This is a genomic window from Sphingobacterium sp. UBA6645 (assembly GCF_002455685.1).
Lineage (GTDB): Bacteria > Bacteroidota > Bacteroidia > Sphingobacteriales > Sphingobacteriaceae > Sphingobacterium > Sphingobacterium hotanense.
Genome location: NZ_DKLH01000052.1, coordinates 1 through 16932, shown reverse-complemented (window position 1 = coordinate 16932; position 16932 = coordinate 1). Strand labels below are relative to the sequence as shown.

Annotated in this window: 22 protein-coding genes; 9 read left to right on the top strand and 13 right to left on the bottom strand. The window is 40.3% G+C overall.

Going from position 1 to position 16932, the window contains the following annotated elements; genetic code table 11:
• Positions 1–49: 49 nt before the first annotated feature.
• A complete protein-coding gene (locus B2400_RS10195; RefSeq protein WP_293933122.1) occupies positions 50–1888 on the top strand; it encodes an acyltransferase family protein in 1839 nt (612 codons plus the stop codon).
• A 385-nt stretch (positions 1889–2273) separates the two neighbouring features.
• Here the strand turns inward: B2400_RS10195 and B2400_RS10190 are convergent, their stop codons facing one another.
• Complete coding sequence (locus tag B2400_RS10190) at positions 2274–2756, bottom strand: hypothetical protein (protein ID WP_293933120.1); 483 nt, start codon at positions 2754–2756, stop codon at positions 2274–2276.
• An 80-nt stretch (positions 2757–2836) separates the two neighbouring features.
• On the opposite strand from B2400_RS10190, the gene B2400_RS10185 reads away from it, so the two are divergent.
• Positions 2837–3025 carry a hypothetical protein gene (locus B2400_RS10185; protein WP_293933118.1) on the top strand — a complete coding sequence of 63 codons (189 nt, stop codon included), beginning with the start codon at positions 2837–2839 and terminating at the stop codon, positions 3023–3025.
• Positions 3026–3391: 366 nt separating this feature from the next.
• On the opposite strand, the gene B2400_RS10180 is transcribed toward B2400_RS10185, so the two are convergent.
• The 8 genes from B2400_RS10180 to B2400_RS10150 are packed head-to-tail and all read right to left on the bottom strand — an operon-like array spanning position 3392 to position 6249.
• Complete coding sequence (locus tag B2400_RS10180) at positions 3392–3793, bottom strand: hypothetical protein (protein WP_293933116.1); 402 nt, start codon at positions 3791–3793, stop codon at positions 3392–3394.
• The gene (locus B2400_RS10175; RefSeq protein WP_293933114.1) at positions 3790–4026 is read right to left on the bottom strand and encodes a hypothetical protein; all 237 of its coding nucleotides are present in this window, start codon (positions 4024–4026) and stop codon (positions 3790–3792) included. Before B2400_RS10175 ends, B2400_RS10180 begins: the two co-directional genes overlap by 4 nt.
• Before the next feature lie 33 nt (positions 4027–4059).
• Positions 4060–4389: a helix-turn-helix domain-containing protein gene (locus tag B2400_RS17890; protein ID WP_414712987.1), complete on the bottom strand. Its 330-nt coding sequence runs from the start codon at positions 4387–4389 to the stop codon at positions 4060–4062.
• A 38-nt stretch (positions 4390–4427) separates the two neighbouring features.
• Positions 4428–5243, bottom strand: coding sequence for a methyltransferase (locus B2400_RS10170; protein WP_293933112.1), 816 nt, complete (start codon positions 5241–5243; stop codon positions 4428–4430).
• Between the two features lie 19 nt (positions 5244–5262).
• Complete coding sequence (locus B2400_RS10165; protein ID WP_293933110.1) at positions 5263–5475, bottom strand: hypothetical protein; 213 nt, start codon at positions 5473–5475, stop codon at positions 5263–5265.
• A gap of 10 nt (positions 5476–5485) precedes the next feature.
• The gene (locus B2400_RS10160; RefSeq protein WP_293933108.1) at positions 5486–5695 is read right to left on the bottom strand and encodes a hypothetical protein; all 210 of its coding nucleotides are present in this window, start codon (positions 5693–5695) and stop codon (positions 5486–5488) included.
• Entirely contained in the window at positions 5692–5952 is a 261-nt protein-coding gene (locus tag B2400_RS10155) for a hypothetical protein (RefSeq protein ID WP_293933106.1), read from the bottom strand. Before B2400_RS10155 ends, B2400_RS10160 begins: the two co-directional genes overlap by 4 nt.
• Before the next feature lie 24 nt (positions 5953–5976).
• The gene (locus tag B2400_RS10150) at positions 5977–6249 is read right to left on the bottom strand and encodes a hypothetical protein (protein ID WP_293933104.1); all 273 of its coding nucleotides are present in this window, start codon (positions 6247–6249) and stop codon (positions 5977–5979) included.
• A gap of 110 nt (positions 6250–6359) precedes the next feature.
• On the opposite strand from B2400_RS10150, the gene B2400_RS10145 reads away from it, so the two are divergent.
• Entirely contained in the window at positions 6360–6764 is a 405-nt protein-coding gene (locus B2400_RS10145; RefSeq protein WP_293933102.1) for an acyl-CoA thioesterase, read from the top strand.
• Positions 6765–6771: 7 nt separating this feature from the next.
• Here B2400_RS10145 and B2400_RS10140 read toward each other — a convergent pair whose 3' ends face one another.
• The 3 genes from B2400_RS10140 to B2400_RS10130 form a co-directional block, all read right to left on the bottom strand.
• Complete coding sequence (locus B2400_RS10140; protein WP_293933100.1) at positions 6772–7833, bottom strand: NADH:flavin oxidoreductase/NADH oxidase; 1062 nt, start codon at positions 7831–7833, stop codon at positions 6772–6774.
• A 218-nt stretch (positions 7834–8051) separates the two neighbouring features.
• Positions 8052–8423, bottom strand: a complete 372-nt coding sequence (locus tag B2400_RS10135) for a DUF779 domain-containing protein (protein WP_149526945.1) — start codon at positions 8421–8423, stop codon at positions 8052–8054.
• Positions 8424–8484: 61 nt separating this feature from the next.
• The gene (locus B2400_RS10130; RefSeq protein ID WP_260042449.1) at positions 8485–9987 is read right to left on the bottom strand and encodes an aldehyde dehydrogenase family protein; all 1503 of its coding nucleotides are present in this window, start codon (positions 9985–9987) and stop codon (positions 8485–8487) included.
• A gap of 218 nt (positions 9988–10205) precedes the next feature.
• Between B2400_RS10130 and B2400_RS10125 the strand changes: the two genes are divergently transcribed.
• The gene (locus B2400_RS10125) at positions 10206–11132 is read left to right on the top strand and encodes a helix-turn-helix domain-containing protein (protein WP_293933097.1); all 927 of its coding nucleotides are present in this window, start codon (positions 10206–10208) and stop codon (positions 11130–11132) included.
• Here B2400_RS10125 and smpB read toward each other — a convergent pair.
• Positions 11119–11574, bottom strand: a complete 456-nt coding sequence (gene smpB, locus B2400_RS10120) for an SsrA-binding protein SmpB (RefSeq protein WP_149526942.1) — start codon at positions 11572–11574, stop codon at positions 11119–11121. The genes B2400_RS10125 and smpB overlap by 14 nt on opposite strands.
• Positions 11575–11872: 298 nt before the next feature.
• On the opposite strand from smpB, the gene spt reads away from it, so the two are divergent.
• The 5 genes from spt to B2400_RS10095 are packed head-to-tail and all read left to right on the top strand — an operon-like array spanning position 11873 to position 16319.
• Complete coding sequence (spt, locus tag B2400_RS10115; protein ID WP_149526941.1) at positions 11873–13081, top strand: serine palmitoyltransferase; 1209 nt, start codon at positions 11873–11875, stop codon at positions 13079–13081.
• A 15-nt stretch (positions 13082–13096) separates the two neighbouring features.
• Positions 13097–14218 (top strand): hypothetical protein, encoded by a 1122-nt coding sequence (locus B2400_RS10110; protein WP_293933095.1) that lies wholly within the window; start codon positions 13097–13099, stop codon positions 14216–14218.
• Positions 14215–15213 carry an NAD-dependent epimerase/dehydratase family protein gene (locus B2400_RS10105; RefSeq protein ID WP_293933093.1) on the top strand — a complete coding sequence of 333 codons (999 nt, stop codon included), beginning with the start codon at positions 14215–14217 and terminating at the stop codon, positions 15211–15213. Before B2400_RS10110 ends, B2400_RS10105 begins: the two co-directional genes overlap by 4 nt.
• A 12-nt stretch (positions 15214–15225) precedes the next feature.
• Positions 15226–15921: a CDP-alcohol phosphatidyltransferase family protein gene (locus B2400_RS10100; protein ID WP_149526938.1), complete on the top strand. Its 696-nt coding sequence runs from the start codon at positions 15226–15228 to the stop codon at positions 15919–15921.
• An 11-nt stretch (positions 15922–15932) separates the two neighbouring features.
• Entirely contained in the window at positions 15933–16319 is a 387-nt protein-coding gene (locus B2400_RS10095) for a GtrA family protein (RefSeq protein ID WP_149526937.1), read from the top strand.
• Positions 16320–16932: the final 613 nt, after the last annotated feature.

The following is a 16932-nucleotide window of genomic DNA, read 5'->3' as shown; positions in this document are numbered from 1 at the left end:
ATCATATCAACATTTTATCATACTTTTGCTGTTATCAAATCAATTATTTATGAAATACAGAGCCGATATTGATGGGCTTAGGGCTTTTGCGGTATTAACTGTTTTAATTTTCCATTTAAACCCACATTACCTTCAAGGAGGGTTTATAGGGGTGGATGTTTTTTTCGTTATCTCAGGATACTTAATAACAAGTATTCTAAAAAAGCAGATCGAGGAAAAGAAATTCAACTACAAGGAATTTTACACCAAGCGTATTAAAAGGTTATTACCTCTTTTCTTTGCTGTTGTATTATTCAGTATGATTGCAGGGTATTTTATTCTTCTCCCTGATGTTTACAGACAGTTCTCGGGAGATGTGATTGCTTCGACTTTATTCCTTGCTAATGTTAAATCTGCTGTAAGCGGCAACTATTTCGATTCGGACAATCTAAGACCTATACTTCATTTTTGGTCGTTGGCGGTTGAGGAGCAGTTTTATTTCATAATGCCGACCCTACTTATTATTCTATATAAATTTTTCAAGAAAGGAATATTAACAATACTAATCATCTTCCTTGTTAGCTCGCTACTGCTTTCAGAATATATGTCATCAATCCCTAAGTATGCTCAATTATCCTATTTTTTATTACCTACAAGGGCTTGGGAATTATTGGCTGGATGTATTTTAGCATATATTTCCTTCACTCCGAATAAGAATCTTGGGGCAATATTTTCATGGGCGGGAATAGGGATGCTAGTGATTAGTTCGTTTGTGATAAGTGAACAAAGTACATTTCCGGGATTGATAACCTTATTGCCTGTCATTGGTAGTGTGTTGATTATTATGTCAGGTGGGAATGGGTTTGGCAAGATATTATCCCACAAAACCGTTGTATCAGTTGGCACAGCTTCATATTCTATCTATATGTGGCATTGGCCGATTATAATTTTTGTTAAGGCTTTGTTTGGAATTAAGGAGTTTTCGTTGCTTCAATTTGCATTTCTATTCTTATTGATTATAGGGGTCGGATTTCTATCAAAAATTTATATTGAAGATTATTTTAGGTTCAAAATAGATATTAAATTCAAGGGCGCTCTAACAATGTATTTATTGATCCCAATGGGGTTGGTTTTATTGAGTTCATCAGGAATCTATAAATCAGGAGGGATGCCAAGTAGGTATGATGTAGAAAAGAAGTTTACAGTAACCACGACAGTAGGTTGCCCATCTTTGAGCCCAGGATGCTTTATAACAACTAAACAAACCAATGATTATAAAACTATTCTTATTGGTGATTCTCATGCAAACCATTTTTCAAATCTATTTTCGCTATGGTTCAATGATATTGGAAAACCATTAAAATTATTTGCTGTTGATGGGTGTAGTTTCTATTCCAAGAAATATTACAGTGGCCCATGTGAAAGCCTTAAGGAATCATTGTTAGAGGAGTTTAAGAAAGTTGATACAATCATTGTTGCCAAGAGATATGATGTAGTTTATGAAGACGAGGTTTTCTTGAAGGAATATAAAGACTACTTCGACGAGTTATCCAATTCAGGTAAAAAGATAATTATCATTAACCAAGTGCCTAAATTTACCGAATCGGGCTTCTTTGAAAAATGGTTGTTCTCAAGAAGGTATGGGACGGATCTTGATTTGAAAGAGATTAAAGTTGATGAGAATTATAAATTAGCAAACGATCGCATCATAAGTTTATTCTCAGATAATAAACAAATAGGGTTTTTAGACTTTAATTCGATAATATGGAAGGATGGAGTTATTTCGCCTTTTGATGAATCAAACCTACCTATTTATTTTAATGCAGATCATTTAACTGCGCATGGTGCTGAATGGATTTATAATAAAATAAAAACTGGAAAGAAATTTAGTGCGGTAATCAATAAATAAAATCATGGATGAAATTATAGAAAACTTGAATACCAATTATTCCGTGTATCTTAAGAAAGACGGTAAGTGGTTAGAAGACTTTAGGAATGTTTTCTCGACTATAGACGGAAAGTTTGAATCCTTAAGATTAGAAGTATTTTCTATGCTTCCCAGAGAGATTAAAAATGAAATATTAGATTGTTTAAAGAGAATTTAATGAACAAGCCTACTGTTTAGGGTAGGCTTTATTTTATCATAATGAGTACGAACTGGGAGCTAGGTTGACACATTATTTTTAGGCAATCGGAAACAAACCGATTGCTGTCACAATTATTGACAAAATTTGTGACAAGCGTTCACCTGTTCACGTTACATGAACATTAGAAAATAACGAACAAGCCCCTATCTACGGGGCTTTTTCTATTTCATACCATCCTGGCGATTCAACTACCCCTTGCTTAATCAACTCAATGAAGTAGAGCATATGCCTATCCTTTAACCAGCTAGGGTTATGGTAATACCATTGAAATTCCTTTGTATTCGGGTTGTAGGTTATTCCTGCCTTGTAGTAGTAATTGATGTTAACAACCCATCCACCACTGCCCGCAGGATGTGACACCTCTACAACCTGACGCTCTCCATGGTACCAAAATAATTTAACAACCCTACTGTTGAAGCGAGGTATCAGTGCGTCGATAATAGCATTGATCAAATCCGGCGCGAGATCACCATAAGTGCATGACCATGTATTGCCCTCGTTGCGGAACAAGTAGATTGACATACCGTCCTTACCTGTTAGCTTGTACTCATCAAGGCCAAAGCCTTCTTTGAGGTGTTCTATTGGTATGCGTAATACTTTGTTCTTATAGTGGACTATTAACGGCTCCATTCTTGCAAGTTTACTAAAAATATTAGTAATTCGTCAAGAGGTTGGTGCAAACTATTTTTCTCTATCTAGGTTTACTTGATATGAAAAGAGAAGAAATACAACGACTTATTGACGAAGGGTATCATATCCTCCGCAGAGGAGTTCCGGAAGTGGTGGAAGGCGATCTTTGGGAATACCTTGATAGCCTGGACGACGATTCGGGAGTGCTAGTGCTGTCGGAGTTGATGACGTGGAGTGATGAGGAGTTGGCGAGGATTAAGAAAGCCTAACCGTGGGTTAGGCTTGAATAATTACTGTTTCCAGTGTCGAGTTCGAAAATACATGTCGACATCTTTTTGTAAATCTTCTATGTCAGGTAAATCCTCTCTTGGACTTACAAAAGAAACGAACTCTTCACTCGTTGTGTTGGTCTTTTTTGGATTTCTCTTAAAACCTCTGAACCATTTCCAAGCGGAGTTTAACCACTTTTGGATTCTAAATTTAGCTTTGTTTGCCATATTTATTGTTTTTTACACCTTATTAGTAGCTGAATAAGATTTAGTTAATTGTTTTAATAAATAATGGTTTCATACAAATGCTACTGGTTCATTTAGAATTTAATAATACAAATATACGAATTAAAAAATTAGGCTTTTTTAAGTCCATGATACCTCAATCTCCTTTCCACAGAGAATATATATTAAGTTCTGCAACTCATGCAAGTATTTAATACGATCGCCTAAATAAACGTTCCCCATTTCGCAATATGCGATTCCAGAATGAAATCTAATTTTAACAGGTAATGCACTTGCTTTGATGATATATTCAATCCCATGAAGGACTGCTCCACACTTCAACAGCACTTCCTCCGAAAGAGGGATGGGCGAATACTCGTCAACCGTTTGCCATATTGTAGAATGTTCTAATTTTACACCTATTTTCTTTTTTGAAAACCAAACTACTTGACCAACTCTATTGGTGTCAGTGTCTTTTATGTAGTTACCGATTCTCAAATCCGTTGCCCTCAACTCTTGGGGCTTAATGTTGTTTTGTTTCATATCGTTGGTATATTATCAGGGTTTGTAATTGCTTTGACAGAGTTGTTCCATCCATCAAAGCTCCTAAAATTATCGTGCTTGATTGTCTCCGCTGCATTCTCCAATGCTTGTTGGGCAACTTGTTGGGCGTATTCTTTCATGGCGTTGACAATTGAACCGACCATGCCGGTTTGAAATCCAACACACACATCCTTACTTATGTGGTTGAATAATATTTCTTCTGCTTCTTTCATCTGTTCTAACTTATATGTTATGACTTATATCTGTCATATTCGGTATTTTGACCGTTTTTGGTCATAATGCACTAACCTAGATTGTATCTTATCCGCTAAGCTTCGGAAATGCTTGTCAGTAGCGTATAAGTCTTTGTACTGATTAATCTGATAGATTACTGTGCTGTGATCGCGACCCCCGAAAACCTGACCAATCTCAAGCAATGACATTGATGTATCACGCCTTAGAAAATAGGAGATGAGACACCTAGCTACTGACAGCTTACGGAGTCTTGATTTGCTTGCTATCTCGCCTTGTGTGACATTCAAAAGTTCGCATACAGTGTAGACTATAGGGTCTTGGTATCTGTTGGTGAAGGCCATTCTAAATGGCCGTTCTAGTCCTGCGTATATTAGTGGGGTCATGATGCGAATAATGCTAATTGAGGATTTGGATTATTTAACTCTGAATTTGCCGAAATTGACGGAGGAGGCATAGTGCTTTCAATTGTTGGATATTCAATACATGCGATTTCACAAACGATGGAAGTACCAACCCAATCATCTTTATAAATTGATAAGTCAATTCCACAATTCATTTCTAAATCCAAACCAGTTTCTTTATTGAATTTTTTATACTTCTCGGACTGTCCAAATTCAACACTTCTTTTCCCGCTATATTGGAACGGACACGATAGTTGAGGAATTATGAAAGCTCCATATCTTGCGAGAATATTTCCAATTTCAATTACCTTGTATTCGAATTCAGAACCTTTGTAATCCATTTCGTGGGTATGAGTGCTTTTGATTTTTCCGAATGGAGGATTAGATATAACAGTATCGAAGGTAGGTAAACCATCATATAATGTAGTATCAAGGACATCACCACAAATCCAAGTCGCCTCGGGAAAAAGTTTTTTGCCGACCTCAACGAATTTGTGATTTCTTTCTACACATACAATTTCTGTATCGAATTGATTCTGCCAATGGTAGTATGTGAATCCTAGCATCCCAATCCCCGCGCACAAATCAATGATTCTACTTCCAACAATTTCAACACACAATTCTTTAGCCATTTCATACGGTGTAAAATATGAAGCTATAACACCTATATTTTCCTCATAAGCAGGAATCCAATCGCGATAAACTTGTAGCTTCTCATCAAAAGTCAGTTTGTCCTTTTGTAGAATTTTTACGGCATTTTCATGTTGTTTTATCTGTTGCTTTGATAGTTTCATTCTTCTTATCGTTAAGGGTTTAACTAGCAACTTTAGCTAGGTAATCGATTCTTATTTGTTCTGATGATCGTTCGTCCGATGCGTCAACCTGGATCTCTGTTCTGTAGTCGATTCGCACCGTGCGTGTTTCAGCACGTTCTATCGTTTTGAATATCTTCTGACCTACATTGACTTTGCATTGTCCTGTTTGGATCTTCGACCCCTCTACAACTGACGCCTTCTGCTTACGCATATACTTCAACTTAGCAGGCTTCATCAATCGCCTCCCTTCTGTCCAATGATACCGGACGTAACCAACTGTCGTAAAGGAATCCGATCAACGGCTTAGCATCTTCATAGCTCAGCATGTCCTGAGAGCTTGTGATTCCCGTGCTGTCAAACCATAAGTACTTAGCGTCATCACTCGGCACAGCTTGGCTGGCAAGTGTTTCGATGAATTTGATTAATCTCATTTCTCAACTTGAATTAGGATGTAGAACAATAGGAACATTAACGGAAGCAATAGGAGGATTAAAAGCATGATTAACATAATCTCTCTTTGCTCTTCTCGTGGGAGAGTCTTAAATTTGCGCACGAACAAGCGCGGCAACATCATAAGCATCTTGATTAAGTCCTGTAATGTTGGACCTTCTTCGCTTTGCGACACTTTGGTGTGTCGAAGCCCTAACGCCGATACTATATCGACGTTAGTAATTTTTTGATTTTTCATTCTGTGTGGTAACGGGTGAAAATTTTATACTAAATTGTAATATCGGAGGTCGAACTCCTCAAGGGTCTCATCATCGGGATAAGTTTCCTTACCGCAATGGCCGCATACTAATATGGTATCTGCTGGAACCCATCGAGTCTCTTCCTCGACGACACGGATTTGAGGATTATACTCGCCCCTACATAAGTCGCAGACCTGAGTCTTGTGCTTATCGTAGTCCTCCTGGACGATGGTTAATTCTTCTGTTGTCATCTTCTGTGTGGTATTGATGACACAAACATATAAACAAGATTTCACAAATCCAAATAGACTTGTGAAAAATATTTTTTGACACAATGTATTACTCCTATATTACAAAGTAAGTGATATAAGAGTATAAGTATTTAATTTACAGAATATTATAAGTTTTGACAGTTCAAGAACGTATTGAAGCAAGTGAAACACGCATTGCGATGACCGTGTTTCCTTTCCACACAAACCACCATGACACTCTTTTTGGTGGTAAAGCATTGGCAATGATGGATGAGGTTACTTTTATGTGTGGTACCCGCTTTTGCCGTAAACAATTAGTTACCGTTTCGACGGATAAGATCGATTTTCATAAAGCTATTCCTTCGGGAAGTATTGTCGAAGCGATTGCAAAAGTAGAGTCTATTGGTCGTACCAGCTTAAAGGTTTTCGTAGAGATCTATGTAGAAAACATGTACCATGACGGCCGAGAGTTGGCTATTCAGGGACGTTTTACGCTAGTAGCGCTCGATGATAATAAAAAGCCTATCCCGGTGTTGGAAGGGCTGGATGTGACGGATTAAGTTATTGTTATTCAATCTTTGCGCGCTCATATTGAGGCGCCCAAGCGAAGTCGATAGATAAATCTTTAGCCCATTGATATACGAGATGCGGATCTCTTAAGAAAGCTCTCGCGATCAATACAAAGTCAGCATGTTCATCTTCAATAATTCGATTTGCCTGCTGAGCAGAGTTGATAAGCCCTACGGAACCGGTTATTAGGCCGGTTTCTTTTTTGATATGGCTCGCGAAGGGAACCTGATACCCGGCCTCCACGGGGATCTTTTGCCAGTGTACAGCTCCACCGGTAGAAACATCGATTACTTCCACTCCAGCTTCTTTTAATCGCTTCGCCAATGCGGTAGATTGTTCTAAATCCCAACCGCCCTCCGCCCAATCTGTGGCAGAGATCCTGACCCATAGCGAATGCTCATCGCCAAGTATAACCCTGATCGCTTCCACAATTTCCATCAACAATCGGATGCGGTTTTCAAAACTTCCGCCGTACTCGTCATGGCGTTTATTAACCAACGGGGATAAGAATTGATGGATCAAGTAGCCATGTGCTGCGTGGATTTCGATAATCTGGTAACCCGCTTGCACCGCCCGTTCGGCAGCATCAGCGAAGTCTTTCACAACCTGCTGTATCTCCGCTGCGCTTAAAGCTTTCGGAGGATGATCGTTTTCATGATAAGGGATTGCACTGGAAGAGACCGTCTGCCAGCCATGCTCATCGTCGGGAGCAAACTGATTTCTACTGACCCAAGGCTTATCCGTGCTGGCCTTTCTGCCGGCATGCGCAAGTTGTATCCCCGGAATACTTCCCTGCTCTTTAACGAACGCCGTAATCTCGCTATATTTTTCAATATGTTCATCTTGCCAAATCCCTAAATCACCGTATGAAATTCTTCCCTCCGGACTAACTGCTGTAGCCTCCTGAATAACAGCGCCCGCCTTCCCAATAGCAAACTGCCCTAAATGCACTAAGTGCCAGTTATTAGCATAGCCATCCTCCGCAGAATACTGACACATCGGCGATACGACAATACGATTGGAAATTGTGATGTTTTTTAGGGGTAACGAGCGAAACATAGTATTTAGTAGTTAGTATTTAGTATTAAGACCCAAAAAAGGCCGTTGTTTTTTCAGATAATGCTAAGATAACATTTCGTTTTAGAGTATTAGCAGTATGTTTGTAGTCTTTAAATCAAGAAAGATAAATTCATTTTCTGAAAGTCAGAAAATGCCTAGTTGCCTTTAGGAAGGCCGCCATAGGTCTAACTACTAAATACTCACTACTAAATACTAGTTCAATATCTGACCACCGGTTCCAAATTCTTCAGTTCTTCCTCGGAGAACAGTTTGTAGTGGATCTTGAAAGTTTTGCCAAGGGGAGTTTCTAGGGAGAATCCTCCTGGTCCAAATCCGTCGAGTACGTCGAGGGTAAAGTGGGAGTACTGCCAATATTCGAAGAGGTCTCTATCAATCCAGAATTCATATCCTTCGACGAGTCCGATCATAGCGTCGTTCATGCGCGGGTAGAATCCGCCTTTTTCGAAGCACTGCGGTTGTGTTCCTTCGCAGCAGCCCCCTGCTTGGTAGAACATTAAGGGGCCATGTTTTTCACTTAATTCCTTGATTAGTTCCTTGGCTTTATCTGTTGCGTCTATTCTTGAAATCATATCGTATAGTATAAAAAAGGGGTTACCTAAATAACCCCTTACCCGATTGTATGTTTGATTTTTAAAAAAATCCTAGTTTTTCTTTGCTGTATGAAATCAGCATGTTTTTCGCCTGACGATAGTGTGCTAACATCATTTTGTGGTTCTCGCGGCCTATACCAGACTGTTTGTAGCCTCCAAATGGCGCGCCTGCAGGGTAGGAGTGATATTGATTTACCCAGACACGTCCGGCTTGGATAGCGCGCGGCACCTGATAAAGCTCATGGGCGTCGCGTGTCCAAACGCCGGCACCTAAGCCGTAGATTGTGTCGTTTGCAATAGCGATCGCTTCGTCTACGTCTTTAAAAGTCGTCACAGCCAACACTGGTCCGAAGATCTCTTCTTGGAAGATGCGCATCTTGTTGTGTCCTTTGAAAAGGGTTGGTTTGATGTAGTAACCTTCTTCCAGTCCTTCGCCCACATTATTCTCATCACCTCCTGTCAATACCTCAGCGCCCTCTTCCTTACCCAATTTGATGTAGGACATAATCTTATCTTTTTGGATTTTCGAAGCCTGAGCACCCATCATTACTGTAGGATCTAACGGATCACCTACTTTAATCTGATTAACACGTTCTACCACGCGTTCGATGAACTTATCATAGATGTCTTCCTGAATCAATAATCTCGACGGACAGGTACAGATTTCACCTTGGTTCAAAGCGAAGAGGACAGCGCCCTCGATGGCTTTATCCAAATAGGAATCATCTTCATCCATGACCGAAGAGAAAAAGATGTTTGGTGATTTACCACCCAGTTCAAGTGTTACAGGAATAATATTCTCTGTCGCATATTGCATAACTAGGCGGCCAGTTGCCGTAGATCCTGTAAATGCTGCCTTGTTAATATCCGGATGGGTAACTAAATGGCGACCTAACTCTGAGCCAAATCCATTCACGATGTTTATGACACCTGCAGGGATTAGGTCTCCAATTAGTTCCATTAAAACGAGGATAGATGTAGGGGTGCTTTCTGCCGGTTTTAGAACCACAGTACAGCCAGCTGCTAGTGCTGGTGCTAGTTTCCAAACCGCCATCAATATTGGGAAGTTCCAAGGGATAATCTGTGCAACGACGCCTACCGGCTCGTTAACAATCAGCGATACAGTATTCGCATCCAATTCGGATAATGATCCCTCTTCGGCACGGATAACGCCCGCAAAATAGCGGAAGTGATCAATGGCCAATGGGATATCCGCGTTCAGCGTCTCGCGAACTGCTTTTCCGTTATCAATCGTCTCAACGATTGCTATCTTCTCTAAGTTCTCTTCGATACGGTCAGCAATCTTGTTCAAGATGATGCTGCGCTCTGTTGCAGAGGTTTTACCCCAAGTTTCAAAAGCTTTTTTCGCTGCAGCAACTGCCTTGTCGATGTCTTCTTTGGTTGAATGAGCAACCTGTGTAAACGGCTTGCCGTCTAAGGGAGAAATATTGTCAAAATACTTTCCTTGAGAGGGTGCCTCAAATTTTCCATTAATGTAATTGTCATATCGTTCTTTGAACGATGGTCTTGCTAGTGCACTCATATTATCGTTTTTTCAAGTTTACTTTTTGGTACTATCCCAAAATTAAGGGAATCGAAATTTTGACAATAGCATTATCCTCGCAGACAATAGCATTATTCTATCATGCCGTTTTATTATTCATATCTGTCTACTATAATACGTATTCGATAAGCTATGGTTTTAGAATTTCGATAGATTTTATATATTTGATAAGCAGCCAATTATAAAATGTGTATGATATGAGCGGAAAAAATCTAATTCGTGCTCTTCCCTTTTCCAAAGAAAAGGAGTTGAGTACTTTGGTTGAAAACAGACGAGCATTTACCCTTGATAATTTCGAATTGAATATTTACGAAACTTATCAAGCAAGCAGTCTTGTGCCGTTGCAGTTCAGTGATATGGTTATTATCAATATGCTGAAGGGCAAGAAAGTCATGCATGTAAATGATATGCCTGCTTTCGATTATTTTCCTGGAGAGACGATTGTATTGCCGGCATCAAAGCCAATGGAGATCGACTTCCCGGAGGCTGCACTGCAGGATCCCACGCAATGCACGGCTTTGGTGGTGTCGGCCGATAAGATCGAACAAACGCTAAATTATCTTAACGAAAGCTATCCGAAAGAGAATAAGAATATCCAATGGAATCTATCTTGGGAGAATGTGCATTTCGCGAATACAAGCGAAATTGCCTCGCTTACAGATCGATTGTTCAGCACGATGACAAGCTCAGATCCGTTAAAGGATGTCTTATCGGATTTGTTGTTTAAGGAGCTTCTAGTGCGTATCATTCAGCAACAGAAGCTTTCAACCGTAGCGGCTTCAACGAAGGAACAGGGGAGTAGCGTACTAGCACATTTACGAAATTACATTACATCAAATATAAACGATAAACTAACTATTGATCAGCTTAGCCAGCATGTAAATATGAGTAAGGCTAGCTTATTTCGCGTCTTTAAGGAAGAGGTAGGCATTACACCAATGGAGATGGTTATTCAAGAACGTCTGAACAAAGCGAAGGAATTACTACGAACGAAACTCTCTGTGAAAGAAGTCTGTTATGCATGCGGATTTTCCGACGTCAATTACTTCGTACGTATATTCCGCAAGCGGGAAAATATGACTCCTGGGAATTATCAGCGTCGCGCAGAAACTATCGTTTCATAGCGCGGTCGAGCTCTCTTTTGGACTCGCGTTCTTTAATGCTATCGCGTTTGTCGAAGTCTTTTTTACCCTGCGCCAATGCAATTTCTATCTTAGCATAACCGCGTTCATTTACGAAAATACGAAGAGGAACGATCGTAAAACCTTTTTCCTCGCCCTTTTCGCGAAGCTTTTTAAGCTCTTTCTTGGTCAACAGAAGCTTCCTGTCGCGTTTAGCTTCGTGATTATAGAAGGATCCGAAAGAATATTCGGCAATATGCATGTTACGAATGTAAAGACCGTCTTCGAAAAATGCGCAAAAACTGTCGTTAATATTGGCTTTACCTTGACGTATGGATTTAATCTCAGTTCCCAATAATGCAATACCTGCGACATAGCGATCCAACAAGTGGAATTCGAAAGAGGCGCGTTTGTTTTTTATATTAACTGTTGATGAAATTGCCATTTTGTCCGTTTCGTTTGAAGCACAAAGGTAAGAATTTAGGAAAATTAGCAAAACAATCGCTGTTTTAATACTAAACAATCTGTTAATATTAATTTAATTTTATGATATTTATATGTCAAATTAAAACTAAATTGAGGTTTAAGTTTTGTATGTTTGCGACGATTTTTTGTATCAGAAGGTAAAAGTTACACTTATATTATTTGTAGTTAGGAGTAGTTTTGTACCTTTGTGGGATTTTTGACGTTTTTTGTTAAAAGTTCAAAAAGTAAATATTATTGAGAATATAGATACCTGACGAATGAGCAAGGGAAAATTAAACGAAAGAACCGCACGGTTTCTAAATGGCGAATTAGGGGATATTAAATCTAAAAACTTATACGCTTATTTTAGACCTATACAATCTAAGCAGGACACTGAGGTTATTATTGATGGCCAAAGAGTTTTAATGTTTGGATCTAATTCCTACCTAGGTTTAACGACTGATCCTCGTATCATTCAAGCTTCGCAGGATGCTCTTGCGAAATACGGTACGGGATGTGCTGGCTCTAGATTTCTTAATGGTACCCTAGATATTCACGTGGAACTGGAAGAGAAATTGGCAGATTACGTCGGTAAAGATGCCGCTATTCTTTTCAGTACCGGATTCCAGTCGAACTTAGGCCCATTGTCATGCTTGACTGGCCGTAATGACTATATTCTTTTGGACGAGCGCGACCATGCATCTATCATCGACGGTAGCCGTTTGTCTTTCTCTAAAGTAATTAAGTACGCGCATAATAACATTGACGATCTTCGTGATAAGATGTCTCGCCTTCCGGAAGAAAGCTTTAAGCTGATCGCTACGGACGGTATCTTCAGTATGGAAGGTGACATCGTTAAATTACCTGAACTTGTTCAAGTAGCTAACGAATTCGATGCTGCGATATTGTGTGACGATGCACATAGTTTGGGAGTAATTGGTGAAAAAGGAGCAGGTACTGCTTCGCATTTCGGACTTACTGAAGATGTTGATTTAATCATGGGAACATTCAGTAAATCCCTAGCTTCACTTGGTGGATTTGTTGCCGCAGATAAAGATACCATTGAGTATTTGAAACATAGAGCGCGTTCTTTGATGTTCAGTGCAAGTATGACGCCGGCTTCTGTCGCTTCTACTCTTAAGGCTTTGGAAATCATCCAAACAGAACCGGAACACATCGAGAAACTATGGGCGAATACAAATTACGCTAAGAAATTATTATTAGATAGCGGATTTGACTTAGGAGCTACTGAGAGCCCTATTCTACCTGTTTTTGTTAGAAATAACGAAAAAACTTATATTGTTACCAAAATGTTGCAAGACGACGGCGTATTTGTTAATCCAGTCGTTGCTCCTGCAGTCCCAGCTGAAGAATCTTTAATCCGCTTCTCGTTGATGGCAACTCATACTTTCGATCAGATTGATGAAGCTGTTGAGAAGTTGGCAAAGGTATTCAAAGCGCTGGAAGTTGAAACTTTTATAGGATAATAAAGCTTTAAACCTGTGATTACGATTGTTCCTGTAGAAACGAAGAGTCAGCGCGCGAGTTTCATTGATTTCCCGCACGACCTCTATGAGGCTGACCCTAACTACGTTCCTGAGTTATTCTTAGGACAGGATGATATGCTTAATCCAAAGAAACATCCTTTCTACAAACATTCACAAGCACAGCCCTTTTTAGCCTATCAAGACGGTAAAATCGTGGGGCGCGTGCTTGCTATCTACAACGTAAATCACAATAACTTTAACCATGTTAATGAAGGGCAGTTCGGTTTTTTTGATTGCATTAACGATCAGGAAATAGCCAATAAATTGCTTGAAACAGCAACAGCATGGGTAAAAGCTAAAGGCGCCACCAATATTGTGGGGCCCATCAATTTATCGACAAACGACACTTGTGGTTTGTTGGTTGAAGGTTTCGACCGACCTCCAATGGCCATGATGCCTTATAATTTCCCCTATTACATCGACTTGATTTCGAACGCAGGCTTTGAAAAGAAAGAAGACCTTAGGGCCTATCTTGTTAATAAAGCCGGTGCTAGTCATCGTTCGGTGCTACTTTTGGATAAACTCGAAGCTCGTTTAGAGCGTTCGGGGATTATCCTTCGGCAGATCAATCTGAAAGATTTTAAAAACGAGGCTGAACGCATCAAGGTGGTTTACAACAAGGCTTGGGATAAGAACCTGGGTTTTGTACCGATGACCGATGATGAGTTTTTCTATGTTGCGAAGGATTTGAAGATGATCGTCGATCCAAAGTACTGTATCCTCGCTCAAAAAGGAGATGAGATCGTGGGCTTTGCTCTTGGTGTTCCAAATATCAATGAGATTTTGATCAATATCAAGCGAGGTAGATTATTTCCGACCGGAATATTCAAATTACTCTTCGGTAAAAAGAATATTAAGTCGCTTAGAGTGCTCATGCTAGGGGTATTGGATAACTACCGTAAGCTAGGAATTGAAGCCTGTTTATACGGTCGTATCATCAAAAATGCGATGCCCTCGGGTATTGTAGAGGCAGAATGCTCCTGGATGCTGGATCACAATTACATGATGAATCACGCTATTGAGCAAATCAATGCAGATTTCTACAAACGGTATCGTCTGTACGAAAAAGCGATATGAAAAAGAAAATCTTCATTACCGGTGCGAGCGGCTTTGTAGGTTCTCACCTGGTAGAGGCTGCCCAAAACTTGGGACTTGAGGTGCATGCTGCGGTAAGATCTAGCAGTATAACAGACCAAATAGCACCTTTTGTCGATAAATTCGTCTACCCAAACCTGGGGGATGCGCAAAATCTTAAAACGTTATTCGAAGAAGAGCAGTATCACTACATCATCCATGCCGCGGCAATGACCAAAGCAAAGGATGAGAAGCAGATGAATACCGTGAATGTGGACTACACAGAAGCCATTATCGAAGCGGCTACAACGGCTCAGATTCCATTGGAACGTGTCGTGTATGTGAGTAGTCTGGCTGCGGTAGGACCCATTGCCTTCAACAGTGAAAAATTGATCGATGAATCCTTTCCTTACCGCCCTGTCACAGTTTACGGACGCAGTAAGCGCGCTTCGGAATTGATGATTCGAGAAAAATTTGCCGACAAGCCTGTCTCTGTATTTCGGCCGACGGCAGTATATGGCCCACGCGAAAAGGATATTTTCATCTTGTTTGATACGATGAATAAGGGGCTCGATCCATATATCGGACGAAACCCGCAGAAGTTGAGCTTCATTTATGTCAAAGACTTATGCGAGGTTCTATTGCAGGGCTGTATCATGAAACAGGATGGTTTGCAGTTTTACAATATCTCCGATGGTTTAGTTTATTCACGCTACGCCATGGCGGACATCTTTAAATCGACATTGAAGAAACGTCTGTTTAGGATTCATGTGCCATTGGCACTGATTAGATTGGTGGCGCAGCTGTCTCAAAGGCTCTATAAGAATTCGAGCAAAACACCGGTGATTTATCCGGAAAGGCTAGGGGAGCTAACGGCAGAAAACTGGGGTTGTAATATCAATCACGCTGTCGAAACCCTTGGTTTCAACCCTAAATATGATTTGGAACGAGGGTTGACAGAGAGTTTAAATTGGTACAAAAGCCATAAGTGGCTATAAAAAATATAAATAATGAGCGACGAGAAAATCAATAAAAAGTTGTTTCAAGATAGAAAACGCACAAATATCTTAAGCAATCCAGAACAAAGACTGATAACCTATTTAGTGCCACGCATACCCAATTGGATATCCTCTGATGGGTTGACGGCAATAGGCTTGTTTGGATCATTGATGATATTGGGCAGCTTTTTATTGGCAGAATATGTTCACATTAACTACCTGCTCTTAGGTATTGTCGGCTTTTTCGTGCAATGGTTCGGCGATTCGTTAGATGGTCGAATTGCGTTCTACCGAAATAAATCGCGAAAGTGGTACGGGTTCGCGCTAGACATCGTAATGGATTGGGTTAGTACGGTGTTTATCGGATTGGGCTATGTTTTTTATGCGCCTGGCGACTTTAAATACCTCGGCTTTACATTGGTGGCTCTGTATGGCTGGGCGATGATTATTTCGCAGTTAAGATATCGCATCACTGATAAATACACGATTGACGCAGGACTTTTGGGCCCGACAGAGATTCGTGTGATCATTTCAGCAGTACTCGCGCTCGAGGTTTTTATCCCCGGATCGATCAATTATAGCGTGTTAGGAATCTGTATTATCTTATTCTTCATCAATCTGGGTGATACCAAGAAACTATTGGATCTTGGAGATATCAAAGATGCGGAAGAAAAAGCAGCAAAATTAAAGGAAGGTCAAGAGGCCTAAGATCTTAGCGGATGACAGCAAAAGTTAGAGAATTTCTGAAGGTTCAGCTGTCTGCCTTTATCGGCGGCCTGTCTGACTTTGGTATCTACACATTCTGTTATACTGTGCTAAAATATACGGCACCTTTCTCAAACGTCGTCAGCGGTAGCTTAGGCGCAATTGTCAATTTCACCATAAATCGCTATTGGTCATTCAATAGCCGCGCACAATCTATCGGCAGCCAGCTCTGGAAGTTTATCATCGTAGTGCTGGGAAGCATAGGGCTAAAATCATTGGGAATACACATATTCGTCGATTTAATGCATTGGCATTTCCTGCTCTCGAAGCTAATTGTAGAGATTGTAGTTTCCCTAGGCTTCAATTTCACTTTACAGAAATATTGGGTGTTCAGAAAATAGAATAGATATATTTTGAAAGATAATCCGAAAAGCTAGCAATTAATATTGCTAGCTTTTTTTTATTAGGGATGAATCAGTTGTTTTCTGCATTTGTCTTGAACCAGGGAGGGAAAGGAAATTTGTCTTGAAATAGGAATGGAAGGATTTAAGGATTGGCAGGATCTGGCGTACTTATATATGGGAGACGTTTAGTGAAACGTCTCTATGCATTGGCGTCCAATTCGCTTTAATACAATTTTCGAACTATACAGGCGGGAACATTCTATAACTTGCCCGTTTTTTTGTCTTGAACCAGGAAAGGAAGGATTTAAGGATAGACGGGATCGGGCATACGTTTCCTAAAAGATATATCATTGATTCCTTTATCCACCGGCATACCTGATCCTGATCATCCTTAAATCCTTCCTTTCCTGGTTCAAAGCAAATTTCATCCTTCCCTCCTTCAAAGACCAACCCGAAAAATCAAAATCCCCCTTCTAAAACAAAGTTTCAAAGACAACTCCCCAATCCCCGCCACACAGCTCCGACGGCTCAGAACCCATGCTCTCCCAATACAGACCCCATACAGAACCCAATCAGACCCGCACGGCAAGGGCTCTGATAGGGGAGAGCA

Coding starts and splice junctions, on each gene's coding strand:
- B2400_RS10125 (WP_293933097.1), top strand. CDS start 10,206: ATGAGCGGAAAAAATCTAATTCGTGCTCTTCCCTTTTCCAAAGAAAAG.
- B2400_RS10095 (WP_149526937.1), top strand. CDS start 15,933: ATGACAGCAAAAGTTAGAGAATTTCTGAAGGTTCAGCTGTCTGCCTTT.
- B2400_RS17890 (WP_414712987.1), bottom strand. CDS start 4,389: ATGGCCTTCACCAACAGATACCAAGACCCTATAGTCTACACTGTATGC.
- B2400_RS10130 (WP_260042449.1), bottom strand. CDS start 9,987: ATGAGTGCACTAGCAAGACCATCGTTCAAAGAACGATATGACAATTAC.
- B2400_RS10135 (WP_149526945.1), bottom strand. CDS start 8,423: ATGATTTCAAGAATAGACGCAACAGATAAAGCCAAGGAACTAATCAAG.
- B2400_RS10185 (WP_293933118.1), top strand. CDS start 2,837: ATGAAAAGAGAAGAAATACAACGACTTATTGACGAAGGGTATCATATC.
- B2400_RS10170 (WP_293933112.1), bottom strand. CDS start 5,243: ATGAAACTATCAAAGCAACAGATAAAACAACATGAAAATGCCGTAAAA.
- B2400_RS10165 (WP_293933110.1), bottom strand. CDS start 5,475: ATGCGTAAGCAGAAGGCGTCAGTTGTAGAGGGGTCGAAGATCCAAACA.
- B2400_RS10175 (WP_293933114.1), bottom strand. CDS start 4,026: ATGAAAGAAGCAGAAGAAATATTATTCAACCACATAAGTAAGGATGTG.
- smpB (WP_149526942.1), bottom strand. CDS start 11,574: ATGGCAATTTCATCAACAGTTAATATAAAAAACAAACGCGCCTCTTTC.
- B2400_RS10195 (WP_293933122.1), top strand. CDS start 50: ATGAAATACAGAGCCGATATTGATGGGCTTAGGGCTTTTGCGGTATTA.
- B2400_RS10160 (WP_293933108.1), bottom strand. CDS start 5,695: ATGAGATTAATCAAATTCATCGAAACACTTGCCAGCCAAGCTGTGCCG.
- B2400_RS10140 (WP_293933100.1), bottom strand. CDS start 7,833: ATGTTTCGCTCGTTACCCCTAAAAAACATCACAATTTCCAATCGTATT.
- B2400_RS10190 (WP_293933120.1), bottom strand. CDS start 2,756: ATGGAGCCGTTAATAGTCCACTATAAGAACAAAGTATTACGCATACCA.
- spt (WP_149526941.1), top strand. CDS start 11,873: ATGAGCAAGGGAAAATTAAACGAAAGAACCGCACGGTTTCTAAATGGC.
- B2400_RS10180 (WP_293933116.1), bottom strand. CDS start 3,793: ATGAAACAAAACAACATTAAGCCCCAAGAGTTGAGGGCAACGGATTTG.
- B2400_RS10100 (WP_149526938.1), top strand. CDS start 15,226: ATGAGCGACGAGAAAATCAATAAAAAGTTGTTTCAAGATAGAAAACGC.
- B2400_RS10105 (WP_293933093.1), top strand. CDS start 14,215: ATGAAAAAGAAAATCTTCATTACCGGTGCGAGCGGCTTTGTAGGTTCT.
- B2400_RS10155 (WP_293933106.1), bottom strand. CDS start 5,952: ATGAAAAATCAAAAAATTACTAACGTCGATATAGTATCGGCGTTAGGG.